This window comes from Pseudoalteromonas lipolytica (genome assembly GCF_900116435.1).
GTDB classification, from domain to species: domain Bacteria; phylum Pseudomonadota; class Gammaproteobacteria; order Enterobacterales; family Alteromonadaceae; genus Pseudoalteromonas; species Pseudoalteromonas lipolytica.
In genome coordinates this window covers 16,431-39,802 of record NZ_FPAZ01000018.1, presented here as the reverse complement: position 1 = coordinate 39,802, position 23,372 = coordinate 16,431, and the positions used below count along the sequence as shown (strand labels likewise).

The 23,372-nt window shown below is 42.3% G+C and carries 19 protein-coding genes; 8 read left to right on the top strand and 11 right to left on the bottom strand.

Annotated features, from left to right (window positions below; genetic code table 11):
• Positions 1–12: 12 nt before the first annotated feature.
• The gene (gene rplC, locus BM378_RS16835; RefSeq protein WP_036974218.1) at positions 13–648 is read right to left on the bottom strand and encodes a 50S ribosomal protein L3; all 636 of its coding nucleotides are present in this window, start codon (positions 646–648) and stop codon (positions 13–15) included.
• A gap of 27 nt (positions 649–675) precedes the next feature.
• Complete coding sequence (gene rpsJ, locus BM378_RS16830; RefSeq protein ID WP_002957900.1) at positions 676–987, bottom strand: 30S ribosomal protein S10; 312 nt, start codon at positions 985–987, stop codon at positions 676–678.
• 419 nt (positions 988–1,406) lie between these two features.
• On the opposite strand from rpsJ, the gene plsB reads away from it, so the two are divergent.
• Positions 1,407–3,857, top strand: a complete 2,451-nt coding sequence (gene plsB, locus BM378_RS16825) for a glycerol-3-phosphate 1-O-acyltransferase PlsB (protein ID WP_074989646.1) — start codon at positions 1,407–1,409, stop codon at positions 3,855–3,857.
• On the opposite strand, the gene tesB is transcribed toward plsB, so the two are convergent.
• Positions 3,854–4,711: an acyl-CoA thioesterase II gene (gene tesB / locus BM378_RS16820; protein WP_036974222.1), complete on the bottom strand. Its 858-nt coding sequence runs from the start codon at positions 4,709–4,711 to the stop codon at positions 3,854–3,856. The genes plsB and tesB overlap by 4 nt on opposite strands.
• Before the next feature lie 79 nt (positions 4,712–4,790).
• Here tesB and BM378_RS16815 point away from each other — a divergent pair, with 79 nt between their 5' ends.
• The gene (locus BM378_RS16815; protein ID WP_074989645.1) at positions 4,791–5,252 is read left to right on the top strand and encodes an EVE domain-containing protein; all 462 of its coding nucleotides are present in this window, start codon (positions 4,791–4,793) and stop codon (positions 5,250–5,252) included.
• 85 nt (positions 5,253–5,337) lie between these two features.
• The gene (locus BM378_RS16810; protein ID WP_036974225.1) at positions 5,338–6,369 is read left to right on the top strand and encodes a hypothetical protein; all 1,032 of its coding nucleotides are present in this window, start codon (positions 5,338–5,340) and stop codon (positions 6,367–6,369) included.
• Between the two features lies 1 nt (position 6,370).
• Here BM378_RS16810 and BM378_RS16805 read toward each other — a convergent pair whose 3' ends face one another.
• Together BM378_RS16805 and BM378_RS16800 are read right to left on the bottom strand one after the other, a co-directional pair.
• On the bottom strand, positions 6,371–6,577 hold the full coding sequence (locus BM378_RS16805; protein WP_036974228.1) for a PLDc N-terminal domain-containing protein: 207 nt from the start codon (positions 6,575–6,577) through the stop codon (positions 6,371–6,373).
• Positions 6,577–7,644, bottom strand: a complete 1,068-nt coding sequence (locus tag BM378_RS16800; protein WP_036974230.1) for a potassium channel family protein — start codon at positions 7,642–7,644, stop codon at positions 6,577–6,579. The genes BM378_RS16805 and BM378_RS16800 overlap by 1 nt, the downstream gene beginning before the upstream one ends.
• A gap of 146 nt (positions 7,645–7,790) precedes the next feature.
• Between BM378_RS16800 and BM378_RS16795 the strand changes: the two genes are divergently transcribed.
• Positions 7,791–8,741 carry a chemotaxis protein CheV gene (locus tag BM378_RS16795; protein ID WP_065978918.1) on the top strand — a complete coding sequence of 317 codons (951 nt, stop codon included), beginning with the start codon at positions 7,791–7,793 and terminating at the stop codon, positions 8,739–8,741.
• Between the two features lie 107 nt (positions 8,742–8,848).
• Complete coding sequence (locus tag BM378_RS16790) at positions 8,849–10,162, top strand: short-chain fatty acid transporter (RefSeq protein WP_036974234.1); 1,314 nt, start codon at positions 8,849–8,851, stop codon at positions 10,160–10,162.
• Positions 10,163–10,240: 78 nt separating this feature from the next.
• On the opposite strand, the gene BM378_RS16785 is transcribed toward BM378_RS16790, so the two are convergent.
• Entirely contained in the window at positions 10,241–11,257 is a 1,017-nt protein-coding gene (locus BM378_RS16785; RefSeq protein ID WP_036974236.1) for a metalloprotease, read from the bottom strand.
• Positions 11,258–11,433: 176 nt separating this feature from the next.
• Between BM378_RS16785 and BM378_RS16780 the strand changes: the two genes are divergently transcribed.
• On the top strand, positions 11,434–12,654 hold the full coding sequence (locus BM378_RS16780; RefSeq protein ID WP_036974238.1) for an EAL domain-containing response regulator: 1,221 nt from the start codon (positions 11,434–11,436) through the stop codon (positions 12,652–12,654).
• Here the strand turns inward: BM378_RS16780 and BM378_RS16775 are convergent.
• Positions 12,651–13,715, bottom strand: a complete 1,065-nt coding sequence (locus tag BM378_RS16775) for a hemolysin family protein (protein ID WP_036974240.1) — start codon at positions 13,713–13,715, stop codon at positions 12,651–12,653. The genes BM378_RS16780 and BM378_RS16775 overlap by 4 nt on opposite strands.
• A 145-nt stretch (positions 13,716–13,860) precedes the next feature.
• On the opposite strand from BM378_RS16775, the gene BM378_RS16770 reads away from it, so the two are divergent.
• Together BM378_RS16770 and BM378_RS16765 are read left to right on the top strand one after the other, a co-directional pair.
• Positions 13,861–16,356, top strand: a complete 2,496-nt coding sequence (locus BM378_RS16770) for an alpha/beta hydrolase family protein (protein WP_074989644.1) — start codon at positions 13,861–13,863, stop codon at positions 16,354–16,356.
• 165 nt (positions 16,357–16,521) lie between these two features.
• Positions 16,522–17,226 carry a response regulator transcription factor gene (locus BM378_RS16765; protein ID WP_036974296.1) on the top strand — a complete coding sequence of 235 codons (705 nt, stop codon included), beginning with the start codon at positions 16,522–16,524 and terminating at the stop codon, positions 17,224–17,226.
• A 96-nt stretch (positions 17,227–17,322) separates the two neighbouring features.
• Here the strand turns inward: BM378_RS16765 and BM378_RS16760 are convergent, their stop codons facing one another.
• The 4 genes from BM378_RS16760 to BM378_RS16745 all read right to left on the bottom strand — a co-directional run bounded on the left by BM378_RS16760 (position 17,323) and on the right by BM378_RS16745 (position 23,336).
• Positions 17,323–18,834 (bottom strand): YifB family Mg chelatase-like AAA ATPase, encoded by a 1,512-nt coding sequence (locus tag BM378_RS16760; protein WP_074989643.1) that lies wholly within the window; start codon positions 18,832–18,834, stop codon positions 17,323–17,325.
• Positions 18,835–18,872: 38 nt separating this feature from the next.
• The gene (locus BM378_RS16755) at positions 18,873–19,487 is read right to left on the bottom strand and encodes a trimeric intracellular cation channel family protein (RefSeq protein ID WP_065978914.1); all 615 of its coding nucleotides are present in this window, start codon (positions 19,485–19,487) and stop codon (positions 18,873–18,875) included.
• A gap of 70 nt (positions 19,488–19,557) precedes the next feature.
• Positions 19,558–19,836: a hypothetical protein gene (locus BM378_RS16750; protein ID WP_065978913.1), complete on the bottom strand. Its 279-nt coding sequence runs from the start codon at positions 19,834–19,836 to the stop codon at positions 19,558–19,560.
• A 2-nt stretch (positions 19,837–19,838) separates the two neighbouring features.
• Positions 19,839–23,336 carry a PKD domain-containing protein gene (locus BM378_RS16745; protein ID WP_141687242.1) on the bottom strand — a complete coding sequence of 1,166 codons (3,498 nt, stop codon included), beginning with the start codon at positions 23,334–23,336 and terminating at the stop codon, positions 19,839–19,841.
• Positions 23,337–23,372 lie beyond the last annotated feature (36 nt).

Genomic DNA, 23,372 nt, shown 5'->3' with positions numbered 1-23,372 from the left:
AATCTCCAGGACTTATGCTTTAACAGCTGGTTTAACGATAACGTCACCGCCGATAGCGCCAGGTACTGCACCTTTAACTAAAAGCAAGTTACGCTCAGCGTCAACGCGAACTAGTTCTAAGTTTTGAGTCGTTACACGCTCAGCACCCATGTGACCGGCCATTTTCTTACCTTTAAACACCTTACCAGGTGATTGGTTTTGACCGATTGAACCAGGAGCACGGTGAGATAGAGAGTTACCGTGAGTCGCGTCTTGCATGCTGAAATTCCAGCGCTTAACACCACCTTGGAAACCTTTACCTTTAGAAGTACCGGTTACGTCAACTTTGTTGATTTCGTTGAATAATTCAACAGTAAGCTCAGCGCCTACTTCAAAATCGCCTTCACCACCATTTAGGCGGAATTCCCACAGACCGCGACCCGCTTCAACACCTGCTTTAGCGAAGTGACCCGCTGCAGCTTTGTTTACACGGCTTGCTTTTTTAGTGCCTGCGGTTACTTGAAGCGCGTTATAACCGTCTGTTGCTTCAGATTTGATCTGAGCAATACGGTTAGGAGTCGCTTCGATAACTGTCACAGGGATAGATACACCATCTTCAGTGAAGATACGTGTCATACCCACTTTACGACCGACTAGACCTAATGCCATTTTCCTAAAACCTCTCTAATCTTCCGATTAACCCAGGCTGATTTGAACATCAACACCAGCAGCAAGATCTAAACGCATAAGCGCGTCAACAGTCTTGTCAGTTGGTTCTACGATGTCGATCAGACGTTTATGGGTGCGGATTTCGTACTGATCACGCGCGTCTTTGTTAACGTGCGGTGAAGTTAGTACAGTAAAACGTTCAAAGCGTGTAGGTAGTGGGATTGGACCACGTACTTGTGCGCCAGTGCGTTTCGCAGTTTCCACGATTTCCGCCGTTGATTGGTCAATCAAACGGTGGTCAAAAGCTTTTAGGCGAATACGAATGCGTTGATTTGACATTCTTAAACCTCAATATAAAGAGCATTTAAAAAGAGCATAAAAAAACGACCGAAACAATCTTACTAACTAAGATGTCGGCTGTTCTCTTATATCTACGTTGAACTCCAAATCGGAGTTCCTGTTTTATTAGCTTGAAATCCAAGCTTAATGTTCCTTCCAAGTTCCCGAGGGAATTTTGAAAGCCTGCGTATTATAGTGAGATTGGTGATAAATGCAACAACTTTTTAGGATTAAAACGAATAAAGTCTGCTTTGTATAATATTTCAGTTAAATTCAGTTAAGCTATGTCTTTGCTTTACTATAGTTAATTTGAATAAACCCAAAAGCCACACTATGGCAATGGTCAGTCCAGTTAATAATTGCTATTCTATGGCGCTTTTTTTGTTTCTATTATTACTCTTAATTACTTTGGTGAGTTAATGCGTATCATTAATCGTTGTTTAAATATCATTTCTGCCGGTATGAACCGCTTATTTGTTAAAAGTAAGGTCTTGCCAGAAAACCCGATTGAGCAATATAACCTAAACCCCGCCAAACCGACTTTTTATATTGTTAGACTCAATGCGCGTTCTGATTTAGCGGCACTCGCACGCGTGTGTAAAAAATACGGCTTACCAAGTCCAACAGAAGAGCAGCTTTTGGGCAATAAAGAGCTTGATCGTTTTATTGGTATTCAAAACCCGCCGCCTCTGTTTGGTAATAAAAGTAAACCCAGTAATGCACTTCACCAAGGCAAACACATTATTGACCACCTAATGCACTCAGGTGAGAAAAACGTACAGGTTATCCCGGTTACTATTTTATGGGGTCGTAACCCAGGAAAAGAAAAGCCAGGTTTAGGTACATTGGTATCACACTCACTTACGCCAAGCTGGTTTCGTAAGTTCTTTGTCATTTTGTTTTCAGGTCGTGACAACTTTATTCGCTTTAGCCAACCGCTCGACTTATCGCTCTTGGTAAACGAAAAAGCCGATGTTGATGAACTGCCACATAAATTGCTACGTGTTGCTCGTGTGCACTTCCGTCGTCAGAAACTGGCAGCTACCGGGCCAAAAATGCCCTCACGTGAGCAGTTGTTTAATTCGCTGCTTGCCTCGCCAACCATCAAAAAAGCCATTCAAGTTGAGGCGAAAGAAAAAAACATTAGCCAAAATGAAGCGCGTCAAAATGCGCTTAAATTATTAGACGAGATCGCTGCTAACTACAGTGACGCGACTATTCGTGTTGCCGATCGTATTTTGACGTGGCTGTGGAATAAGTTGTATAACGGCATCGATATTAAATTTTCTGAGCAAGTCCATGAGCTAACCGACAAAGGCCACGAGATTATCTATATGCCTTGTCACCGCTCGCATATGGATTACTTATTACTGACCTATTCGATTTACCATTTAGGCTTAGTACCGCCGCACATTGCAGCGGGCATCAACTTAAACTTTTTCCCTGCAGGTGGCGTATTCCGCCGCAGTGGTGCATTTTTCATTCGTCGCTCATTCGCGGGCAATAAATTGTACTCCTCTGTATTTAAAGAGTACCTAAGCCAGTTATTCATTAAAGGCTACTCAGTAAAGTTTTATACAGAAGGTGGTCGCAGTCGTACAGGTCGTTTATTACCACCTAAAACGGGTATGTTAGCAATGACATTGCAAGCGATGCTGCGCGGCATCGATCGCCCTATTTCGATTGTGCCCGTTTACATTGGTTATGAGCACGTAATGGAGATTAATACGTATTTAAAAGAGCTGGCAGGTAACGACAAAAAAGGCGAATCTGTATTAGGGATTTTTAAGGCCATTAAAAACCTTAAAAACTATGGCCGTGGCTACTTAAACTTTGGCGACCCCATTTCGATAAACCAATACCTTAATGAGCAGCAACCTGATTGGCGTGAATCGATTCACCCAACAGATGTACAAAAACCACAATGGTTGGGTTCACAAGTCGCTAATCTTGCAGACAAAGTGATGGTTAATATCAATAGCGCTGCGGCGCTTAATGCGGTGAATTTGTTAGCGATGATCTTACTGGTTAACGATAAACATGCGCTGAGTAAACCCAAACTGATTGCCCAACTTGAGTTCTACTTGCACCTGCAACGTAGTGCAAGCTATAGCGACAAAGTGACCACCCCCAATGAAAGCGCAGAGCAGCTGTTAGAGCATGCATTGAAACTGAATAAATTTGATGTGATCAGCGACGAATTTGGCGAAATCATTGCAATTAACGATAAAGAAAAAACGCTGTTTAACTATTATCGTAATAATGTGTTGCACTTGTTCGCTGTTCCCAGCTTACTGGCACTGCATTTATTTAAAACACACAAAACGACTCTGGCTGATTGCCAAGCCGTGATTACACGCTTTTACCCGCTATTTGCCAAAGAGTGGTTCTTACATGAGTTAGATGAAAACTACATTACTCGCGTTCTTGCCAGCTTTGTTGATCAAGACTTAATTGAAATCGATGGCAATAATATCAAAGTGACAAATAGCAACGACTGCTTAGCAAAACTCGAAATGCTAGGGCGAGCCTTGAGCTTAACCTTGCAGCGTTATGCAATCGTGGTTGGCTTTATTCAAACCAGCAAGGGGATTGAGCGAGAAGAGCTTGAGCACGAAAGCCAAGTATTAGCAGAGCGTTTAGGCACGCTGCATGGCATTAAAACCCCTGAGTTTTTTGATAAAAAAGTACTTATCGGGTTTATTTCAAGCTTACGTGAGCAAAAGTTAATTACCGAAACAGAGCACGGTTTTACCGGTAGTAATGCACTTTGTGAAGTATATATGTATCTAAAAGCATTGCTGCCAGCACGTGTCTGGCAGTCAATTGATGACATAGTGCAAAGCCAAGCTACGCACTCAAAGGATTAGCGCTGGCGCATCACCCCTTCTTGGATCGTTGAGGCAACTAAGTTGCCTTGACGGTCAAAGAACTGCCCTCTCACCAAACCCCTTCCCGAGCTCGCACTTGGGCTATCAATCGAATATAAAATCCAATCATCAAGCCTAAACGGACGATGAAACCACATCGCATGGTCAATTGTCGCCACTTGCATATTAGGTTGCATAAACGACACGCCGTGCGGTTGTAAAGCCGTGGGTAAAAATTCAAAGTCCGATGCATACGCCAATAAATAATTATGAATGCGTTGGTCATCTGGCATCTCGCCATTGGCTTTAAACCAAATGTGCTTAACAGGTTCCATTACCTGAGGTTTAAATGGATTATGAAACGTGACTGGGCGCATTTCAATCGGCACCTCACGAATAAATTTATTGCGGATCACCTCGGGTATATGCTCAGCATTCGCTTGGTAAAATTCAAGCGATGACTTAAGTTCTTCAGGCTGCGGCACATCTGGCATATGGGCTTGATGCGACAGCCCCTCTTCTTCCCCTTGAAATGACGCTGTCATATAAAAAATAGGTTTGCCATATTGAATCGCTTTCACGCGACGCGTACTAAAACTTTTACCATCACGAATATTTTCGACGTCATAAATGATTGGTTTTTCGGCATCACCAGGGCGTAAAAAATAGGAATGCAAAGAATGGACAATGCGCCCTTCTGGTAACGTTTCTTTGGCAGCCGACAAAGCTTGCCCCATAACTTGACCACCGAATACAGCACGAAACCCTAAATCTTGGCTTTGCCCTCGATACAAGCCTTGCTCAATTTCTTCTAACGATAGCAACGACAGTAAATCATCTAATACTTGGCTCATTTATTTATCCTCAATCCCGACAAGCGTTTAATGATACTATAGACTAATTGGAAGTAAATCTTTGTAAGGGCACCTAATTATGGCTTATTGGCTTTTTAAAACCGAACCTGATGCGTTTTCAATCAATGATTTAAAAAACGCGCCAAAGCAAACCTCAATGTGGGATGGTGTACGTAATTATCAAGCCCGTAACTTTATGCGTGATGGCATAAAAGCAGGGGATTTAGTGATGATTTATCACTCAAGCTGTAAACATGGAGGCGTTGCGGGCATTGGCGAAATAACACGTGAAGCCTATGCCGATCCAACGCAATTTGATTTAAGCAGTGACTACTATGATGCGAAGGCCACAGCAGAAAACCCACGTTGGTTTGTCGTTGATGTTACTTATAAAGCGCACCTTAACAAACTAGTGAGCTTACAAGCGATAAAAGCAAATGACGCCATCACTGACATAGCCCTAAAAAAAGGCGGGCGTTTATCAGTCATGCCCGTCACGGAGCATGATTGGCAACAAATAATCGCCATGAGTGAAAGCTAACATATTAAAGTCGCAGCCATTTTTATTAAATGGCTATTTTTGCTATAATGTGTCCCCTTTATTTTAGAGGTACCGTGGGGGATGTATGAAATTATTGTATTGGCTAGATGAATGGACCCAGCTCCCCCATGCAGAACAGCAAAAACAAGTGCCGTTCACAGGCGGTGACTTACTCGGTGATGTGTATGTGAAATATCATATCATCGACGCCAGCAAACCTCTGCTATTTACCTTTTCTCCTGCGGGGACAAATTATCAAGAACATGACCTTACTGATGATTTCTCACCATGGGCCTACAAGCTTGCAAAAAAGCAAGATGTTAATATCATTGCCTTTCAACATTTAGGTATCAGTAACTGGTTTAGACACCGTAATTTATTATTTTTTATTGAGCAGTTAGCCCCCCTTATTGGCGGCTTTAAAGAACGCTTAGGCTATGGTTTAAGCCGAGGAGGCTTTGCAGTAGGTGCATTTGCTAATTTGTTGAAGCTCGATAAGGTGCTGCTATTTCACCCTGTCAGTACAAAAAATAAAGAAAAAGCGCCATGGGATGACCGTTCAAGTACTGATATCGCACAAAAATTTGATTGGGCAGGTGATTACCACGACGTAGATTTAGGGCAGGCTAAAGGTTACATTATTTATGACCCGACCAATCGAATTGACCGCGCTCATGCTAAACGGTATTCACAATTAACCCATTTACGGGTGTTTGGCATGGGTCACAGTGTTCATGCAACCTATTTAAATAAGTTTGGTTTTTATAAGGATGTGGCGGTGGATTTTATTCGCCATCAACAGGTTGATATTGCCCAGTTTCGCCAACAAACAAAAACCTTGCGCTTTAAAGAAGATTACTACCGACGCTTAAATAAAGCGAATAAAGGCTCTGCACACCGTTTAGCCTTGCTCAGTACCGCACATAATATTTTGATTGATGAAAAGGCTGAGCATCTCCAAGAGCAAAAGGAAGCTGTTGATGTACAGCCTCTGATTGATATAGCCATTAAGCACCAAGAGGCGCACCCTAAAGACGCGATAAAGTTACTCGAAGTCGCTCAGCAACTGTCGCCAGATGATCCATTGATTGAACATAAATTAAAGCAACTCAAGTAATCTAGCTTTTACCTTTACGGTGCTTTTTGACGTGCCCATGCTTGGGCACAATGGTCAGATACATAATCAAACCAAGCCACGAGAAAAAGATGATACCGATCAACCAGGCGTTCTTTTCGTGACCTTGCGTGCGCTTACTATTGAGTACAATGACCACAGGTAAAATGTAGGCACTGAGAACAATAATTAAAAACGCGACTTCATTCATTATTTCACCAAGGCCGGCCAATCAACTTCGTTGCTTAACACACGCTCAACAGCAATATAATGTAAAATATCGCCTTCACTAACGACATAGTCAAGCGGCGGATTTAAATCCATATCTTGCGCACTAAGATTATGGGCAACGCCCAATAAAATAGCGTCATGACTTTGCTTAAAATGATGAAATAAATTACCAAATGTCATTGCTTGCACTCCCTTAGGAATTGGCAAACTGAACTGTGTATCACCATGTAAGGTTGATAATAGCTCTTCCTGAACACGGCTTGAGCCAGGGTCTTGCATAGAGCGTACAAGTATTTCAGCCGATTTTGCACTGCTGCACTCGACATTATGGCAATGCTCTAGCAACATTTCGATTTTTGTTTCATCATCAAAATGCGCGCTGATATGGCAGTGTTCATTCACTAATTTGCTGATACGTAACGCTGTAGTAAACGTTTGGTCGTCATCTTGACCATCTATAATAATTTTATCTGCGCGTTCAATCGCCACTCGTTTTAGCTCGTCAATGTCGGTAAAGCTGCTTAAACGGGCAAAATCGACGTGCGGGTTGGCTAAAAATGGATGCTCCATTTGCTCTGTCACAGCGAGCAGAATACGACGATCTAAACGTTTTTGATCTGCTAAAATATAGTCAATCATCTTTTTAGTCCGCGTGTCATGCCAGCCAAAAATAATGATGTGATTGTTAATATGTGCGAAGCTTTTATCACCCGTCATAGCGCGCCTAATTAAGTAAGTTACTGTTTGCCCTGTTTTTCCTAACAGAACGCCAAATAATGCTAAACCAAATGGTATTTGTAATATTGCAACAATCCAACGTCCCAATTCTGTACTGGCGCTAAAGTCGCCATAGCCTACCGTTGACGTTGTCACAACATAATAATAAAAATAGGTGCTAAGTGGTGTTAAGGCCTGCTCGCCAACAAGCACAAGTAACCACCAAATAAGTAGCATGTGCAATAGGGTTGTTATTACCACAGCTTGCCAACTCACTTGGTCAATATGGCTGCGAATAATCACCACTAAACGATTAAATAGATGATGCATAATCCTTGCAAATAGTCGTAGAGGAATTTATCCGATACGGTACTTTAATGCTTAGCCTTTGGCAACTGATGGAAAATTACTAATGCGTAACAATGAAAATTAATAGTAGACTATACTTTCTCTGTATTTAGTATTTAGGGTGATATATGTCTGGTGTTTTAGCCTCAGTCGACAAACGCACGCAACTGGTCGGTGAAAACCGTTTAGAGCTATTGCTTTTTTACCTGCATAGCCGCCATCTATTTGCCCTCAATGTTTTTAAAGTCAAAGAAGTGGTAAAAATACCACATATAAGCAAAGTCCCCCACGCCCACCCTAAGGTTGCTGGCGTGGTCGATATTCGTGGCGAATCCATCCCCGTGATTGATTTACGCAAGGCAATTTGTATGCCTGATGCACAGCATATCGAAGATACCAACCTTGTAATTACTGAATATAACCGAACGGTGCAAGGCTTTTTGATTGGAAAGGTCGACCAAATCATCAACATGACATGGTCTGACATCATGCCACCGCCAACGGCGATTGGTAAAAATCACTACTTAACCGCACTCACTAAAATCAAACGCGATGGCCAAGAACACTTAGTGGAGATCATTGATGTTGAAAAAGTACTCGCTGAAATCATCGAATACGAAGTCAATATTTCTGACGACATTTTAGATCAAAGCATCGTTAATGAGTTTGCTGGTCGTAAAATACTGCATGCTGATGACTCTCCCACAGCCCGCAAACAAGTGAGTGACACGCTCTCTCAACTCGGTATTGAAATTATCCCTGCACGTAACGGACTTGAAGCACTTAACATGCTGAAGAGGTGGGCAGATGAAGGCAAAGATGTTGAAAAAGAACTGCTGATGGTGATCACCGATGCAGAAATGCCCGCGATGGACGGTTACCGCCTTACACACGAAATTCGTAACGATAATCGTCTTAAAGACTTACACATTGTATTGAACACTTCACTCAGTGGTAGCTTTAATCAGGCGATGGTCGAAAAAGTCGGTTGTAATGCCTTTTTATCAAAGTTTCAGCCCATTTTACTGGTTGAAGAAGTGCAGGCACGACTAAAAGCGGTACTCGAACAGCAACCGTAACACTGCTTTTTCTAATACACCGAATACAGTCTCCTCGGTATCAATTTGCCAATTAGCTTCATTCATGATTAATTGGCACTATTGATTCAACGACAACAATAAAAACTATGCTAAATCGCGTTGCTAAACCATTTACCAAGCTGGTTGAACGTTATCTACCAGATCCATTTATTTTCGTCATTTTATTAACCTTGCTGAGCTTTATTGTGGCCAGTATTTTTACCCCCTCGTCCCCGGTGCAAGTATTAGCTGCGTGGGGAGGTGGTTTTTGGAACTTATTGCAATTTGCCATGCAAATGCTGCTGGTCTTGCTAACAGGTTATATGCTGGCAAGTACCCCTGTTATGCGACACCTGTTAACCACGCTTGCGACGCTCGCGAATACCCCCGCTAAAGCAATCATACTAGTAACGTTAGTTTCTTTATTGGCAAGTTGGATAAACTGGGGATTTGGCTTGGTTATAGGGGCTTTATTTGCCAAAGCGATTGCCAAACAAACCCGGGTAGATTACCGACTACTGGTTGCCAGCGCTTATTCAGGCTTTATTGTCTGGCATGGTGGTTTAGCGGGTTCAGTACCGCTAACTATCGCCACCGATGGGCACTTTTCGGAACAAAGTATTGGGGTAATTGGCACTGAAAACACCGTCTTCGCAGGCTTTAATATTGCGATTGTGCTGGGTTTATTTATTATTATGCCATTGGTTAATCGCTACATGTTGCCAAACGAGAAAGACAGTGTGTATGTTGACCCAGCAAAACTTAACGATGAGCCCACGGCATCAGTAAAACCCACTCGCCCAGCCGAAGTGATTGAGCATAGTCGTATATTAGGTATCGGTATTGGCCTTGTTGGTCTTGGCTATCTATTTTATTACTTTGTGCTCAGTGGCGGTGGCTTAAACTTAAATAGTGTCATCGCTATTTTCCTGTTCAGCGCTATTTTACTGCATCAAACACCTCATAATTTACTGCAAAGCTTACAACAGGCGATCCCGAGTGGCGCAGGCATCGTGATTCAATTTCCATTTTATGCAGGGATTATGGCCATCATGGTCAAAACAGGACTTGCCCAGCAAATATCTGAAGGGTTTATTGCCATTGCAACCACTGAATCACTGCCCTTTTGGAGCTTTTTAAGTGCGGGGTTTGTAAATATTTTTGTGCCATCTGGTGGAGGTCAATGGGCCGTTCAGGCACCAATCGTGATCCCGGCAGCACACGCACTCGGTGCCGACATACCTCGTGTAGCGATGGCCGTTGCGTGGGGTGATGCGTGGACTAACCTGATACAACCCTTTTGGGCACTCCCTGTGCTTGCCATTGCAGGCCTAAAAGCCAAAGACATCATGGGCTTTTGTTTGGTGCAACTTATCATCACGGGTGTGTTTATTTCATTAATGTTGAGTTTTTATCCTTAAAAAGCAAAGCAGGAAGTGTAAAAACACTTCCTGCTTAGTCATTAGATTCACAAAAATATTCGCTCTGCTTTTGTAAACTTAACTCGATAAAATTTTCATTGGTAGGCTTAAAATTGCGCTTTCAGAGTCGGCAAAGTGCATCATAACAGCCACATGTCCGGCAACAACAAGTGCATACATTACCGCTGAAAAGCCTTGGCCATAGGTGTCCAGAGGGATTAAATGCGAGTAATGACGGCCGCGCCATTCGAAGACAATTTCCAGCGCCCCAACAAATAAGAAAAACACCAACAGCATTAAGCCAAAGGTGTAACTTAACCATAAGCCAAATAACACCCCTAATAAACACACGCTTAAACCAATCCAAGATCGCATTGAAAAGCTAATACTTTTTAAAACATGGCCGCCATCTAGCGGTAAAATTGGTAATAGGTTAAATAAATTAAGCAAAGCACTCAGTACAGCAACACCGGCAAATATTTCCATTTCAGTGGCGTAATAAAGCACCACGCCGAGCACTGAGGTAATTAAACCAAATGCAGGCCCCATGAGTGAGATCACCACATCTTGCCAGCGCGTTGTTATTTTATCGTCGGATACAGCCAGTCCTCCAACAAAAGGGATAAGATAAATACCCTTGGTTTTAATACCAAAGTATTTCATGGCTCTAACATGACCATATTCATGCACCACTAAACAAGCAATCAGCATTAGCGCAAACTCGATTGAGAATAGCCATGCATAGCCGGCAACTGACGCACCAGCGAGTGCCGCTTTGACGACCTTTGCACTTTTAAAGAGTTTAAATCCTAACGCGAGCAAACCGATGATGCCACGTTTTGGCTCAGCCTCTTGCATAGCGGGTAATGCAAGTTGACTCACCCACTGTTGATTTACATAAACACCCAAGCTTTTATCGAGCACGGTGCTGGTATCTAACCCGATACGCTGCCCTTGAAAATCAAACTCATACATTTGTTGTTCTGGGTTCTCGAACGCAATCGCTTGTTGTTGATGAAATAATTGCACTAACTGCGCGCCCTTTAAATGCAATGTAAAGGTTTCATTTGCTAAGCTCAGCTGAAGTCTGATCATAATCTATTTAACGGCTAATAAGGAGTGTGGCTATTATACTGAGGCGGCGCTAAATTACGAATTAACTCTTGCGGCCCTTGTTGTGATTATTTACATCAATACACAAGTAAAAAACATGACGAAATAGCATTTTTCTACTACTTTTAACTAAAGCATTTCTTGTTCATGGAGTGAATATGGTGAAGTCAGCACGGCATATACTCGTAGTCGATGATTCTAAAGCGATTCTTATCGTTATGCAGGCCATTTTAAATGAGCTTGAAGTTCCTCATGTCACAACCTGCTTAAGTGCTTGCGAAGCCTTAGAGAAAATAAAAAAAGCCCCGCATTATTTTGATGCCGTCTTCACTGATTTAAATATGCCTGATATGGATGGTATGGAGCTTATGCGTCATTTAGGCGCAATGAAATACCATGGTGCGATCGCAATCATTTCTGAAATGGACCCTAAAGTCATCGATTTAGCGGCTGACCTTGCACGTAAACACAACGCGCATCTTATTGGCAATATTTCAAAACCCGTGCAACTGAATCAAGTTTACTTACTACTCCAAAAACTTGAGCATTTTTCGATTCATGTCGAACGAACAAAATCCCCGATTTCGGAGTCACTTTTACTGCATGCTATTAGCCACAATGAAGTCGTGCCATTTTATCAACCAAAAATTAATCGCCATGACAATCGGGTTGAAAGTATTGAAGTGCTGGCACGAATTAACACCAGTAAAGAAGATGATATCGTTTTACCCGAACGCTTTATCTGTATTGCCGAAGATTTAGATCTTATTAACCTTATTACTTTTCAATTATTTGAAAAGGCGACGAGCGACTTTTCTGAAATTAAAGAGCACTTTGAACCAAATTTAAAACTGGCTTTTAATTTATCGCCTTCACAGCTTGAAGACTTAAGCTGCCCAGATAAACTAGCCCTCATTTTGCACTTAAACAATTTATCGCCAAGCGAAGTGATTTTAGAAATTACAGAGCAGTATGCACTTCGTAGTGCCGCACAACTCGAAACCCTAAACCGCCTTAGAATGCGTGGTTTTGGTATTTCGCTCGATGACTTTGGGACCGGCTTCACCAACGTGCAACAACTCAAAACCCTGCCTTTTACAGAGATAAAAATAGACAGGACACTAATCAGTAATATTGAAACTGATCAGTTTTCACAAGTTATCGTCAGTAGCTTAGTAAATATTGCGATTCAAGAAGACTTAGCCATTGTGGCTGAGGGGATAGAGCGCGTAGAAGAGCTTGACTACCTAGACCGCTATAAAGAATTTATCTTAATGCAGGGTTTTTTACTTTGCCGCCCGAAAGCCAAAGAAGACTTTTTAAATTGGTCATTTTCATGGCGGCAAATGGTTAAAACCGCAGCGGGGTATCGCCGCTAAGGCTCACGTTTATCGTCGCTAACAATCGTATTACTGCTCTCTAAACGCTGCCGCCAGCGCTGCTTTGCCTCTTTTTGCATATTGGCAGATTGGTCATGTTCGTCAACGATTTCAAGCCCCATTAAGGCCTCAATTAAATCTTCCAATGTCACAATGCCTTGAATATCACCATATTCATCAACCACTAAGCAAATATGAACACGTTGCGATAATAAGGTTTCAAGCAAAGTAGGCACATGCAAGGTTTCTGGCACCGTATAAATAGGCTTGACCAGCTTGCTAATTTTGTAGTCTTCACCCAAGCGATGGTAAGCAAGCATAATATCGTTTTTATGTACAAAACCAATAATGTCATCGCCATTTTTATCGTATACCAACACCCTAGAAAATGACGATGAACCATATTCCGATAAATACTGATTCACTGTAATATCTTTGTGTACTTTAAAAAGCACAGTGCGCGGCGTCATTAATGTATCAAGTTTGGCATGGCGAAAATGCAATAAACTGCGAATAATCTCAGACTCATCTTGTCTAAGTGCCCCAGATTCAGTGCCTATATCTGCCATTGCTTCAATTTCTTGACGTATATAATATGCTTCATCGTAATTGCGCCCTAAAAAGCGCGTTAAGATATCCGCAAACCAAACAAAGGGTTTTAAGATAAAGACTAAACCCACCAGGCTTACGCTTACGATGGGGGTTAAAGCACGCCAGTAATTAGCACCTAATGTTTTTGGAATAATTTCGGATAACACGAGTACCAGTAGTGTCATTATTGCTGAAGCAATGCCGACAGCCGCATCCGAAAAAACCACCGCGGCTTGCGCACCAACACCCGCAGCACCTGCAGTATGAGCAATCGTATTTAAAGTTAAAATAGCCGCCAATGGTTGATCTATATTGTCTTTCAACTTAGCAACACGCTCAGCTAAAAGAGGTTGCTGTTTTCGTATTAAAGCAACATAGCTTGGCGTAATGCTTAGCAACACAGCCTCCATTACTGAGCATAAAAAAGAAACGGTAATTGCCACCAGCATGTATACAAGTAATAGTGTCACTGTGCGCCCTCAGCTTTAATGAAGTGCCTCACCTTAACAAGTGTTTACACGAAGCTCAATCCATTCTGCATTCTAACGCAGCACACTTTTTGACATTTTTGCTGCGTGTTATATTGGTCTAAACCACCATTTAATAGGCTAAATCATGATGTTTACAACAACTTGGCTGAGCAAGCGCGCTCGCTTAAAAACAGCACTCAGCGCTGTGGCACTGTGCACTTTAACAAGCACAGCAATGGCTGCTGCCATTGATAAGTCTGCAATACAATTTATTGGCCCACTTAGCGATGACATGCAACTTAAGCCCTATCAAACCGAGCACCGCGATGCCATCATCGCCAATCTACTGCCACACTTACAAAAAAATACCTCCCGTGTACGTGTCTTTGGTGATGAACAAGATTGGCAAGCATTTGATAAAGTAAGTGCCCTTACTTTAGGGGGCCTGCAAGCCCTAAAATTCACAGCGTCAGCCGAACGTTTTAGTCAAGGTAAGTTATCGTTAAAGGGGATCGAAAACGCCCAGTTATTTATTAACGGCGAAAAACAGACTGAAAAAGATAAAACTTATGAATTGGCATTGAGTCAAGGCGACCATCAAATAGTGATCATCACAGAGCAAGTGCCTAATTGGCATGATGTTGCCATTGATTTTGAAGCTAAATCAGAGGAAAGCGCTCTGACCTTTTCAGCAAAAGAGCAGCATGGTTTATCGGCAAAGCAATTATTTGATGCACCAACGATAAGCTACATTTCTATGTCACCAAATGGCGCACATTTTTTGACGAGTACACGCCATTACGACGATAAATCAGCAAACCAAGCTCTGTATGTCACTGAGTTAAAAAACGCTAAAAATAAGACTATTTATCGTTTTGAATCAGCGCAGCCTAGCAATATAACTTGGAGCCCAGACGGTTCAAGCTTGGTGTATTTAATCGAGGGCGAGCTTAAGCGCTTAAATTTAGAAACACTGCAACTCACTGTCATAGCTAAGCATCTTGCAGGCGCAAATGGGTTTCAATTTTACAATAATGACAGCTTAATTTTTAGTTGGTCAAAATCACCCAGCGACGATGGAAAACTCACCAAGCACTATCAAGGGCTTCAAGACCGTTGGTCTTATGCGCGTACCACGTCACAAGTGTACTTACTCGATATAAGCACAGGATTAAGTAAAATTTTAAGTCAAGGCCCGCTGAGCCATTCACTTGAAGACTTCGATGCTCAACAAGGTGTTGTGTTAATGAGTCGCTCAGCCCAAGCTATGAACCGTTCGCCAGAACCCGCGACTGAACTTGTTGAGCTAAATATTGCCTCTGCAACGAGTAATGTACTTGGCCAATTTAAAACCTTTAATCAAGCAAAATACACCGACGACGGTATTTATGTTACAGCTGGCCCTGATTTCAGAGATGGCCTTGGCCGTAATTTACCCGAAGGCATGCTTGCCAATAATTACGATGGGCAACTTTACTTACTTAGCCGCGATGGCAAAAAAGCGACGGCACTAAGCAAAGAGTTTGACCCGGCGATAGGCCAACTTACGGTGCTTGCAAATGGCGATGCACTGTTAAAAGTGACTGAGCAAGATACTGTGCAATTATATCAATACGATTTAAGCAAAAAACGTTTTAACAACGTGAATACAGGCTTTGATGTTGTTGAGCAATTTAGTTTCTCAGACGAGCGTAACCCTACTCTGCTTGTTACAGGCACCACAGCATCAACACCACAACAACTTAAGCAACTCACTGTAGGTAAAAGTCGCACTAAGGTGCTGTGGGACTCCACACCAATTAGCTACCAACACACTGATATTGCAGCGCTTGAAGAGTTTAATTTCATTAACCCTGAAGGTGTAGAAATTAAAGGTCGCGTGTACTTGCCGCATAATATAGATAAGAGTAAACAATACCCTGCTCTGGTTTACTACTATGGCGGTACATCACCGGTGACGCGTGGCTTTACTGGGCGTTACCCTTTTAACCTGTGGGCGGAACATGGTTATGTGGTTTACGTTATTCAACCAACAGGTGCAACGGGATTTGGCCAAGAGTTTTCGGCTAAACACGTTAATGCATGGGGTGAATACACCGCAAACGATATTATTAATGGCACACGAGCATTTCTTAACCAGTATCCGTTTGTCGATAGTAAACGCGTTGGTAACTTAGGCGCCTCATACGGCGGCTTTATGACCATGCTGCTGGCGACAAAAACAGATATGTTTAGTGCCTCTATTGCACATGCGGGAATTTCAAATATCACGTCTTATTGGGGCCAAGGTTGGTGGGGATATTTATACTCAGCTGAAGCATCTAAAAATAGCTACCCGTGGAATAACCCGCAACTTTATAGCCAACACAGTCCCGTGTTTCATGCTGACAAAGTAACAACGCCGCTATTACTACTTCATGGTGACTCAGATACCAATGTACCGGTTGGTGAAAGCCACAATATGTACACGGCATTAAAGTTATTAGGTAAAGATGTTGATCTGATTGAATATAAAGGTGCAGATCACCAAATATTTGCCCGTGACAAACGCTTTGATTGGTGGAATACGATGCTGGCTTATTTCGATAAAAACTTAAAAGATCAGCCTCAATGGTGGCAGTATCTTTACCCTGAAAAATAACAAAAAAACATCACTGAGTACCTGCAAAGGTACTCAGCTTTTTACAAATATATAAAAGCTAAGCCATTAAATTGTAAGAAACAGTTACAAACCGCTCCATTGCACTTCTCAGCCTTTACCATACAGTGCTAACATAACAGCAAATCAAGTATGAAATTAAAGCGAATGACTATTCAAGTTTTATTGGTTGAAGACGACGAGCTTCTCGTTAAACGCATTCTCAATCATTTTAAAGAGACTGAATTTAATATTGAGGTAGATTCAACGGGAGCCGATGCTTTAAGCATCGTGCAATCACGCGCCTCTCTACAAGATGCAATTTCTCTGGCAGTGATCGACATAGTCTTACCCAAGCGCGATGGTTTGTTACTTGCCAAAGAGCTCAATGCACTGACCAATATTGGTGTAATTGTTTTATCTAGTCGTGATTCACAAGCCGATCGTATTGCAGGCCTTGCTCAAGGCGCTGATGATTATATTTGTAAACCGGTTGACCTGCTTGAACTTGAGCTAAGAATGCGCGCCCTTTACAAACGTTTAAAAGGCTCACAACACGACGATGAAAGTGAAGAGTTTATAGAATATGCTGACTTTAAGCTGCACCCTGACAATCGCACTTTGATCACCCCAAGTGGCGAAGAGTCTCGCCTCACTGAAGCTGAACATAAAGTGCTTATTTGCTTGATTGCCAACGCAGGAAAAGCAACCTCTCGAGAGAAAATATCTGAAGAGATTGGGCAACCCGACTGGAGCCCAAGTGACCGTACCGTCGATGTGTTAATTGGCCGTTTGCGTAAAAAGCTCAGTGACGAAAAAGACCAAAAGCGCATCGTTACAGTTCGTGGTAAAGGTTATATGCTCTCTATTTAGGCATACACAGCGCCTAAATGACTCATTGTTTATAAACATACCACCTAACACGGTGACGCTTGCTAAAACACGTAAAGTATTGAATAAAGAATCGATTTAAAATTGTGTTAATTGGCTAATTAGGCGCTCAAAGGCACGATAATTTAATGCCTCTTTTAATTCGCTTAAGGTGATCGTTGGTTGCTCTTTTAAGTCACTAATTGTTCGGGCAACTTTAATAACACGATGATAAGAACGTGGTGACAGCGCCAGTTTTTCACTGGCTCTCGCTAAAAACTGCAACTCTGCAGCTGCAAGCTCACAATATCGACTCATTTCTTTATTGTTCAATCGTGCATTCACTTTACCTTGCCGTGCATGCTGAAGCGCATGCGCTCGCTCCACACGTTTACGTACTTGCTGACTGCTCTCTTCTGGTTCGGTACTTTGCAATTGAGCGCTGGTAAGTCGTGGTAATTCAATTTGTAAATCTATTCGGTCAATAAACGGACCCGATACACGAGATAAATAGCGCAATACTTGATCTGGTGTCGCACGCTTGTCGGTATGACTTCCCGTTGGGCTGGGATTAAGTGCAGCTATAAGCTGAAATTGAGAAGGAAACTCCATTTGCCTCGCAGCCCTTGATATTGTTACGACCCCAGTTTCCATTGGCTCACGAAGCGAGTCTAGCACTTTACGCTCAAACTCAGGGAGCTCATCCAAAAATAACACGCCGTTGTGTGCCAGTGAAATTTCACCGGGCTTCGGGTTCGATGACCCTCCAACCAGCGCGACTGCCGAACAAGTATGATGTGGATTTCGAAAGGGACGCTCTCGCCACTTAGATAAATCAACAGACTGACCAATAATAGAATAAAGCGCCGCGGTGCTAATTGCTTCATCATCCGACATGGTCGGCATAATGCTTGGCATTCGCTGTGCCAGCATCGATTTACCCGTGCCTGGCGGGCCTAAAAAAAGCAAGTTATGGCCACCCGCAGCCGCGATTTCCAACACACGCTTGGCACCGGGTTGGCCTTTAACATCACTTAAATCATAGATTGAATCGCGTTCTATTTGTTGCTCTGGGTACTCAATATTAAGCGGTAAGGGCTGCTGATTCAGTAAGTCGTTCCATACATCTTGGATAGAATAAATCGCTTTACGTGACACACCAGAAACAAGACTGGCTAAGGTGTCGTTTTCCGCTGGTAAAAAACAGCACCGACCCTTTTCTTTCGCTCCTAATACGGAGGGTAAAATAGCATTCACTCCCCTTACTTCACCATTTAAGGCCAGCTCACCATAAAACTCATAGCGATGAATATCAGGGCACACTATTTGCCCTGATGCCACTAAAATCCCAACGGCAATGGCTAAGTCAAAGCGCCCTCCGTCTTTGGGTAGGTCAGCGGGCGCAAGGTTAACGGTGATGCGCTGATCGGGAAAACCAAATTGTGAGTTTTCAAGCGCACTGCGCACTCTATCTTTAGCCTCTTTTACAGAGGCTTCAGGTAAACCAACAATATGAAAAGCAGGTAAGCCATTCCCTAAATGCACTTCAACAATGACTTCTGGAGCTTGCACTCCTACTTGAGCACGAGAGAAAATCCGAGCTAATGACACGTTCCGTTGTCCCTGTAATGTATCCTTGTTATTACAGTTTAGTCGGGATATTTAAAAACATGTAATGTGAGATTCCACTTCATTGCTGCAAGTCGTAATGTGAGGGTCATTAACATGGCCAGTACCATGGCCATTTCTGTCACTAACCCAAGTGAAATTCCCACTGTATAAACGATGCCACCCGCGATACAAGTGATCGCATAAAGCTCACCTTTTAATAACATAGGTATGTTGCCAGCAAGTACATCGCGGATCATGCCTCCGAAGCAACCTGTAATCACTCCCATAATAATAGCCGTGGTATCTGGCATGCCTGCAAGCAGGGCTTTTTGCGCCCCCATTACAGCAAAAAAAGCCAAACCAAACGCATCCGCTATTTGTAAAGCAGATAACGGAATAGAGCGCTGTTTATTGATTAGCCGTGTCGAAATAAAAACTGAGACAAGAATAGCCCAAAAGTAACTTTGATCATGTAACCAAAAAACTGGAATATCTAAAATGAGGTCTCGTAAGGTCCCACCCCCAATGGCTGTAACGGTCGCTAACACAACAACTCCAAAGCCATCCATTTTTTTATCGTACGCTAACAACGTCCCAGAAACAGCAAACACGGCAACGCCGATTAAATCAAACCAATGGTAAAGTTCCGTCATGTTTGTAACTAAAAAGTAATGTTACTTACGTTGTAACATAAACTTTTCAATCTTTTAAGCGAAGAATCAATTACTCGCCGCTTTCTACCAGCTCAATAAATTGGAGACTTTGCATCATAACCCCATCAGCAAGTGTGGTATCAGAAAAGTACGATTCCTTTTCGGTCGCTTTACTGGGTGTCGCTAATAACACGTTATAGTCCTCTTCTAGCTCAAGCCATAAACTCCGCTCTTTGGCAGTCAACTGAGAATGTTGCTTGCGAACACGAACAGCTTCATAAAAGGCTTCTTGTGCAAATCTAGCATCTAAAAAAAAGCCCAGTAACATTGCTGTTACTGGGCTGTGCACGGTTACTGCTTAATTAAACTGCCTGATACAAAAGAATGCAGAGCAGGGTCATCGTTATCATCATAGGTTTCTGGCACTTCGAAGCCTAAAGTCTCAACACTAAAACCGCCATCTATCATCATTATGGGGGTCATGAGTACACCATAACCGTAGTTTTGAGTAATAGTCGGGTCGCTGTACATCATTAATGAACCTAGGTGTAGCTCCCATGTCGCCTCTCTCACTTCACCCTCTAATTCAAATGTTGCGGTACCATCATTTGAAATAACAACATTCGATGTTTGCATACCACTGCCATCGTCTGCCATGTAGGTAAATACATGTGAGCCCACTAACTCTGTTTCAGTAAAGGTCGCTTGTTCTATTACTCGCGTGACACGCTCCATGATGCCGAAATCGTCGCCATCTTTAAAGTGTATAAAGTTACCTTGTGCTTTCACAATAAAGTTAGGGTCGGCTTGCTCAATAGGACTACCATAGGTTTTTTCATAGAAGTCTACTGACACCTTTTGAGTTTCTGTATCGTAGCTGTAATAACCACCTGAAATACCTAACTCATTAAACTCAGTATCATGTGCTAACTCTAAGAATGTGCCATCTTCTTTAAATACGGCAATAAAGAAATGACTGTCAAATGAGCCATCATAGTATCCCCCGATTAAAGAATTCGACGTACTATAAATTCGAGTAAACTCAACGATCCCCTCACCTTCTACAACTAAATTCAAGTTATCACCATCAATTGTAGCCAAAGTAACAACTTCTTCATCAATCCCGAATACACCATTGGTATCTTCAGTTAAAGTGACTGAAAGCTGACCTGTCGTTTCATCCCAAGTAAAATCACCAATTTCATAGCCTGGATAGCCGTCTTCTTCATTTAAGTCTGGTAAAGCTTGAATATGAATCCACTTGCCATCTTTAATAATAACGGCAACATCAGGCTCATCTGCAACCTGCCATGCACCATCAAGAGGATGAACAGTCGCGGGACGTTCTATAACAACTTGTTCTTGAGCCATAGCCTCATCGAAGTACCATGCCTGCTTAGCATCTTCTGTACAGCTACTTCCTTGACTGTAAACACACACAGTTAAGAAATCGCGGTCAAATTCAACGACCTCAAATACCCATTCATTAGACATCAACTTACCACTTTGCAGTGCATAGCTGTTTTGCATATACGCGCCTTGATAAGTTGTTGCTATTGAGTACTCAAAAGCACCTGAACTTTTGTCAGTGATAGTTGCCAACTCAATGGTTTCTACCCCAAGCTCTTTTGGAGTATAGAAGTTTGAGAAGTAACGATAGCTTGTATCATCTTCAGCATACATATGCTCCCACCAATACGGCGCAAATCGACTTACACCATAATCGCTTGAAACAGAAAACTCTCGAATATGAGAAGCATAATATCCAGGCATTTCGGTGCCATCCATTTCAAATGCACGGTATTTACGATAGGTAAAGAAGTGCTCGCCATCTTTTGCTAGCAGCTGCTGTGTAAACTCAGTATAGACAGGGCAGCTATTGTCGGGTTTATCACAGGTTGCCGATATGCCTCCGGTGTCGGTGTAATAGTTATTTCGAACAAACACACCTTCGCTGTTAATCTGCCAAGAGCGATAATGTTGATTAAGGCTAAAATTCATTAAGCCATCATCATATACATCGTAATGGAGATCAGGTTGCGCTGAATTTACACCTTGATAAATAGTCCATTTACCCAACACATCACTGTTTGTAAGCTGCAGCGTGTTATCTTTTACAAATAACCCTGTACTTGTAATACTTGAATCATCCGTTTTAGACATTAAAGAAGCTGCGAATTGGTAACCGACATTCATTGATTTTATAAACCAGAACGAGTAGTCAAACGTAAGTGACTCATCGGTGCTAGAGATCATCAACCGGTTATCAGACACTGACCAAGTAATCGCAACCGGTGCATTGCTATTATTGATAAGTGTTCCCGTACCACCTTCAACTAAATTAAAATTTACGGCACTGCTGTAGCCGTGAAAATCAGATGTATTATCAACATACCATGAACCGACTAAATCGGCTGCGGCAACATTTAAGGTTTGTGTTTTATCGATTAACGTACGATTCGCGGTCAACTCTTCTGTCGATATTATCTCAGTCGTTGATTCGTTTTTCGTTTCAAACGCTGAATAAAGCTCAACAGTTCTATTAGCGTCATTTTCAAGTAAAATGCGCATATCCAAATCAGTTAAGTACTCGCACATTTCTTCTTGAGTCACTGTACCTGCATCAAAATAACACGATACTTTGACTGGTTCAGGAACAGTAATACTGACGACATCATTGTCCTGTGTCCAAGAGAATGAAGCATTAAAATTAATAAAAACATAACTGCCCGTTCCATCAGCGTTAAAATTAATCTGACCCGCGCCAAAACGCGTGTAATACTTGGGCGCCATAACAACATAGTCACCCACAACACTGCCAAATGAGTTATCAACCAACTCTTCATCGTCTTTAATGGTTTCTTTTACTGTTTCTATTAAGGCTGGATCTTGACTGTTCACGGTGTTGATAAAGTCATCAATACTCTCGCTGTCACTGACTAAATCAAGCGTAGACTCTACCCCTTCAGGTAAGCTGTAATCAGGATTATCAACAATAATTTTAATTAACGCTGATAGCAGCAGTTTTTCGTCAGCATCAATCGCAAGCAAGGCTTTGTCTAATGCATCCTCAGAATCAACCGTGTCGTTATCACGACTAATAAGAGCAAATTCAGCAGTACTTACATTGGTAATATTGACACCAAAGTTTTCTTCTTTGCTCAGTGTTCCATCTTCGCCTGCTTGCGAGATTAAAGTAGCAATCGACTTAAGTTGAGAAACAAACTCTACACCCGGGTTGATGGCGTTATCGCCTAGCGCAACAAGTTTCACCAGTTTATTAGCAAAAGAGTCGTCTACTTCAACATCAACACGGTAGCGGCCTTGCTCATCAGCAGTAATCTCAAATAACTCATCACCAATTTGTACCGCCACATTTGAATTTATAATGGGCTCATCCGTTACAATACCTGTAATTGTGACACTGAGCACTTTACGCTTTAATTGAATAGTGACTTGTGCATTAGCTGATGCACCATCGTCATCGGTGACGGTCACAGATAACACCACATCCGCATCATCTTCAATTGCAGGTGCCGTTATCGTTAGGCTGCTACTGTCACTACCCGACAAAGCTAAATCAGGACCAGAAATCTGCGACCATGCATAAGTACTAATAGTGCCGTCACTATCAGTTGCTGTTGCTAGAAGCGTTAACTCGCTACCTTCGGTGAGTGTTTCATCGCTGCTTATTGATACTGTAGGGCTTTTATTTTCTGCAACTGGCGGCTTTTTATCCTCGTCGCTATCGCTTCCACTGCCACCACAAGCGGTTAAACCGACAAGACTTGTCGCGAGCAGTAGCTGTTTAAAGTGATTTATTAATCGTGAATTAGGAGGGCTCATCATGTCATTCCTTACATTGATTGCTACGTAGCCCCCAAA

Excerpts from the sequence above, each read along its gene's own strand:
- rplC (WP_036974218.1), bottom strand. The coding sequence starts at position 648 with ATGGCATTAGGTCTAGTCGGTCGTAAAGTGGGTATGACACGTATCTTC.
- rpsJ (WP_002957900.1), bottom strand. The coding sequence starts at position 987 with ATGTCAAATCAACGCATTCGTATTCGCCTAAAAGCTTTTGACCACCGT.
- plsB (WP_074989646.1), top strand. The coding sequence starts at position 1,407 with ATGCGTATCATTAATCGTTGTTTAAATATCATTTCTGCCGGTATGAAC.
- tesB (WP_036974222.1), bottom strand. The coding sequence starts at position 4,711 with ATGAGCCAAGTATTAGATGATTTACTGTCGTTGCTATCGTTAGAAGAA.
- BM378_RS16815 (WP_074989645.1), top strand. The coding sequence starts at position 4,791 with ATGGCTTATTGGCTTTTTAAAACCGAACCTGATGCGTTTTCAATCAAT.
- BM378_RS16810 (WP_036974225.1), top strand. The coding sequence starts at position 5,338 with ATGAAATTATTGTATTGGCTAGATGAATGGACCCAGCTCCCCCATGCA.
- BM378_RS16805 (WP_036974228.1), bottom strand. The coding sequence starts at position 6,577 with ATGAATGAAGTCGCGTTTTTAATTATTGTTCTCAGTGCCTACATTTTA.
- BM378_RS16800 (WP_036974230.1), bottom strand. The coding sequence starts at position 7,644 with ATGCATCATCTATTTAATCGTTTAGTGGTGATTATTCGCAGCCATATT.
- BM378_RS16795 (WP_065978918.1), top strand. The coding sequence starts at position 7,791 with ATGTCTGGTGTTTTAGCCTCAGTCGACAAACGCACGCAACTGGTCGGT.
- BM378_RS16790 (WP_036974234.1), top strand. The coding sequence starts at position 8,849 with ATGCTAAATCGCGTTGCTAAACCATTTACCAAGCTGGTTGAACGTTAT.
- BM378_RS16785 (WP_036974236.1), bottom strand. The coding sequence starts at position 11,257 with ATGATCAGACTTCAGCTGAGCTTAGCAAATGAAACCTTTACATTGCAT.
- BM378_RS16780 (WP_036974238.1), top strand. The coding sequence starts at position 11,434 with ATGGTGAAGTCAGCACGGCATATACTCGTAGTCGATGATTCTAAAGCG.
- BM378_RS16770 (WP_074989644.1), top strand. The coding sequence starts at position 13,861 with ATGATGTTTACAACAACTTGGCTGAGCAAGCGCGCTCGCTTAAAAACA.
- BM378_RS16765 (WP_036974296.1), top strand. The coding sequence starts at position 16,522 with ATGACTATTCAAGTTTTATTGGTTGAAGACGACGAGCTTCTCGTTAAA.
- BM378_RS16755 (WP_065978914.1), bottom strand. The coding sequence starts at position 19,487 with ATGACGGAACTTTACCATTGGTTTGATTTAATCGGCGTTGCCGTGTTT.
- BM378_RS16745 (WP_141687242.1), bottom strand. The coding sequence starts at position 23,336 with ATGATGAGCCCTCCTAATTCACGATTAATAAATCACTTTAAACAGCTA.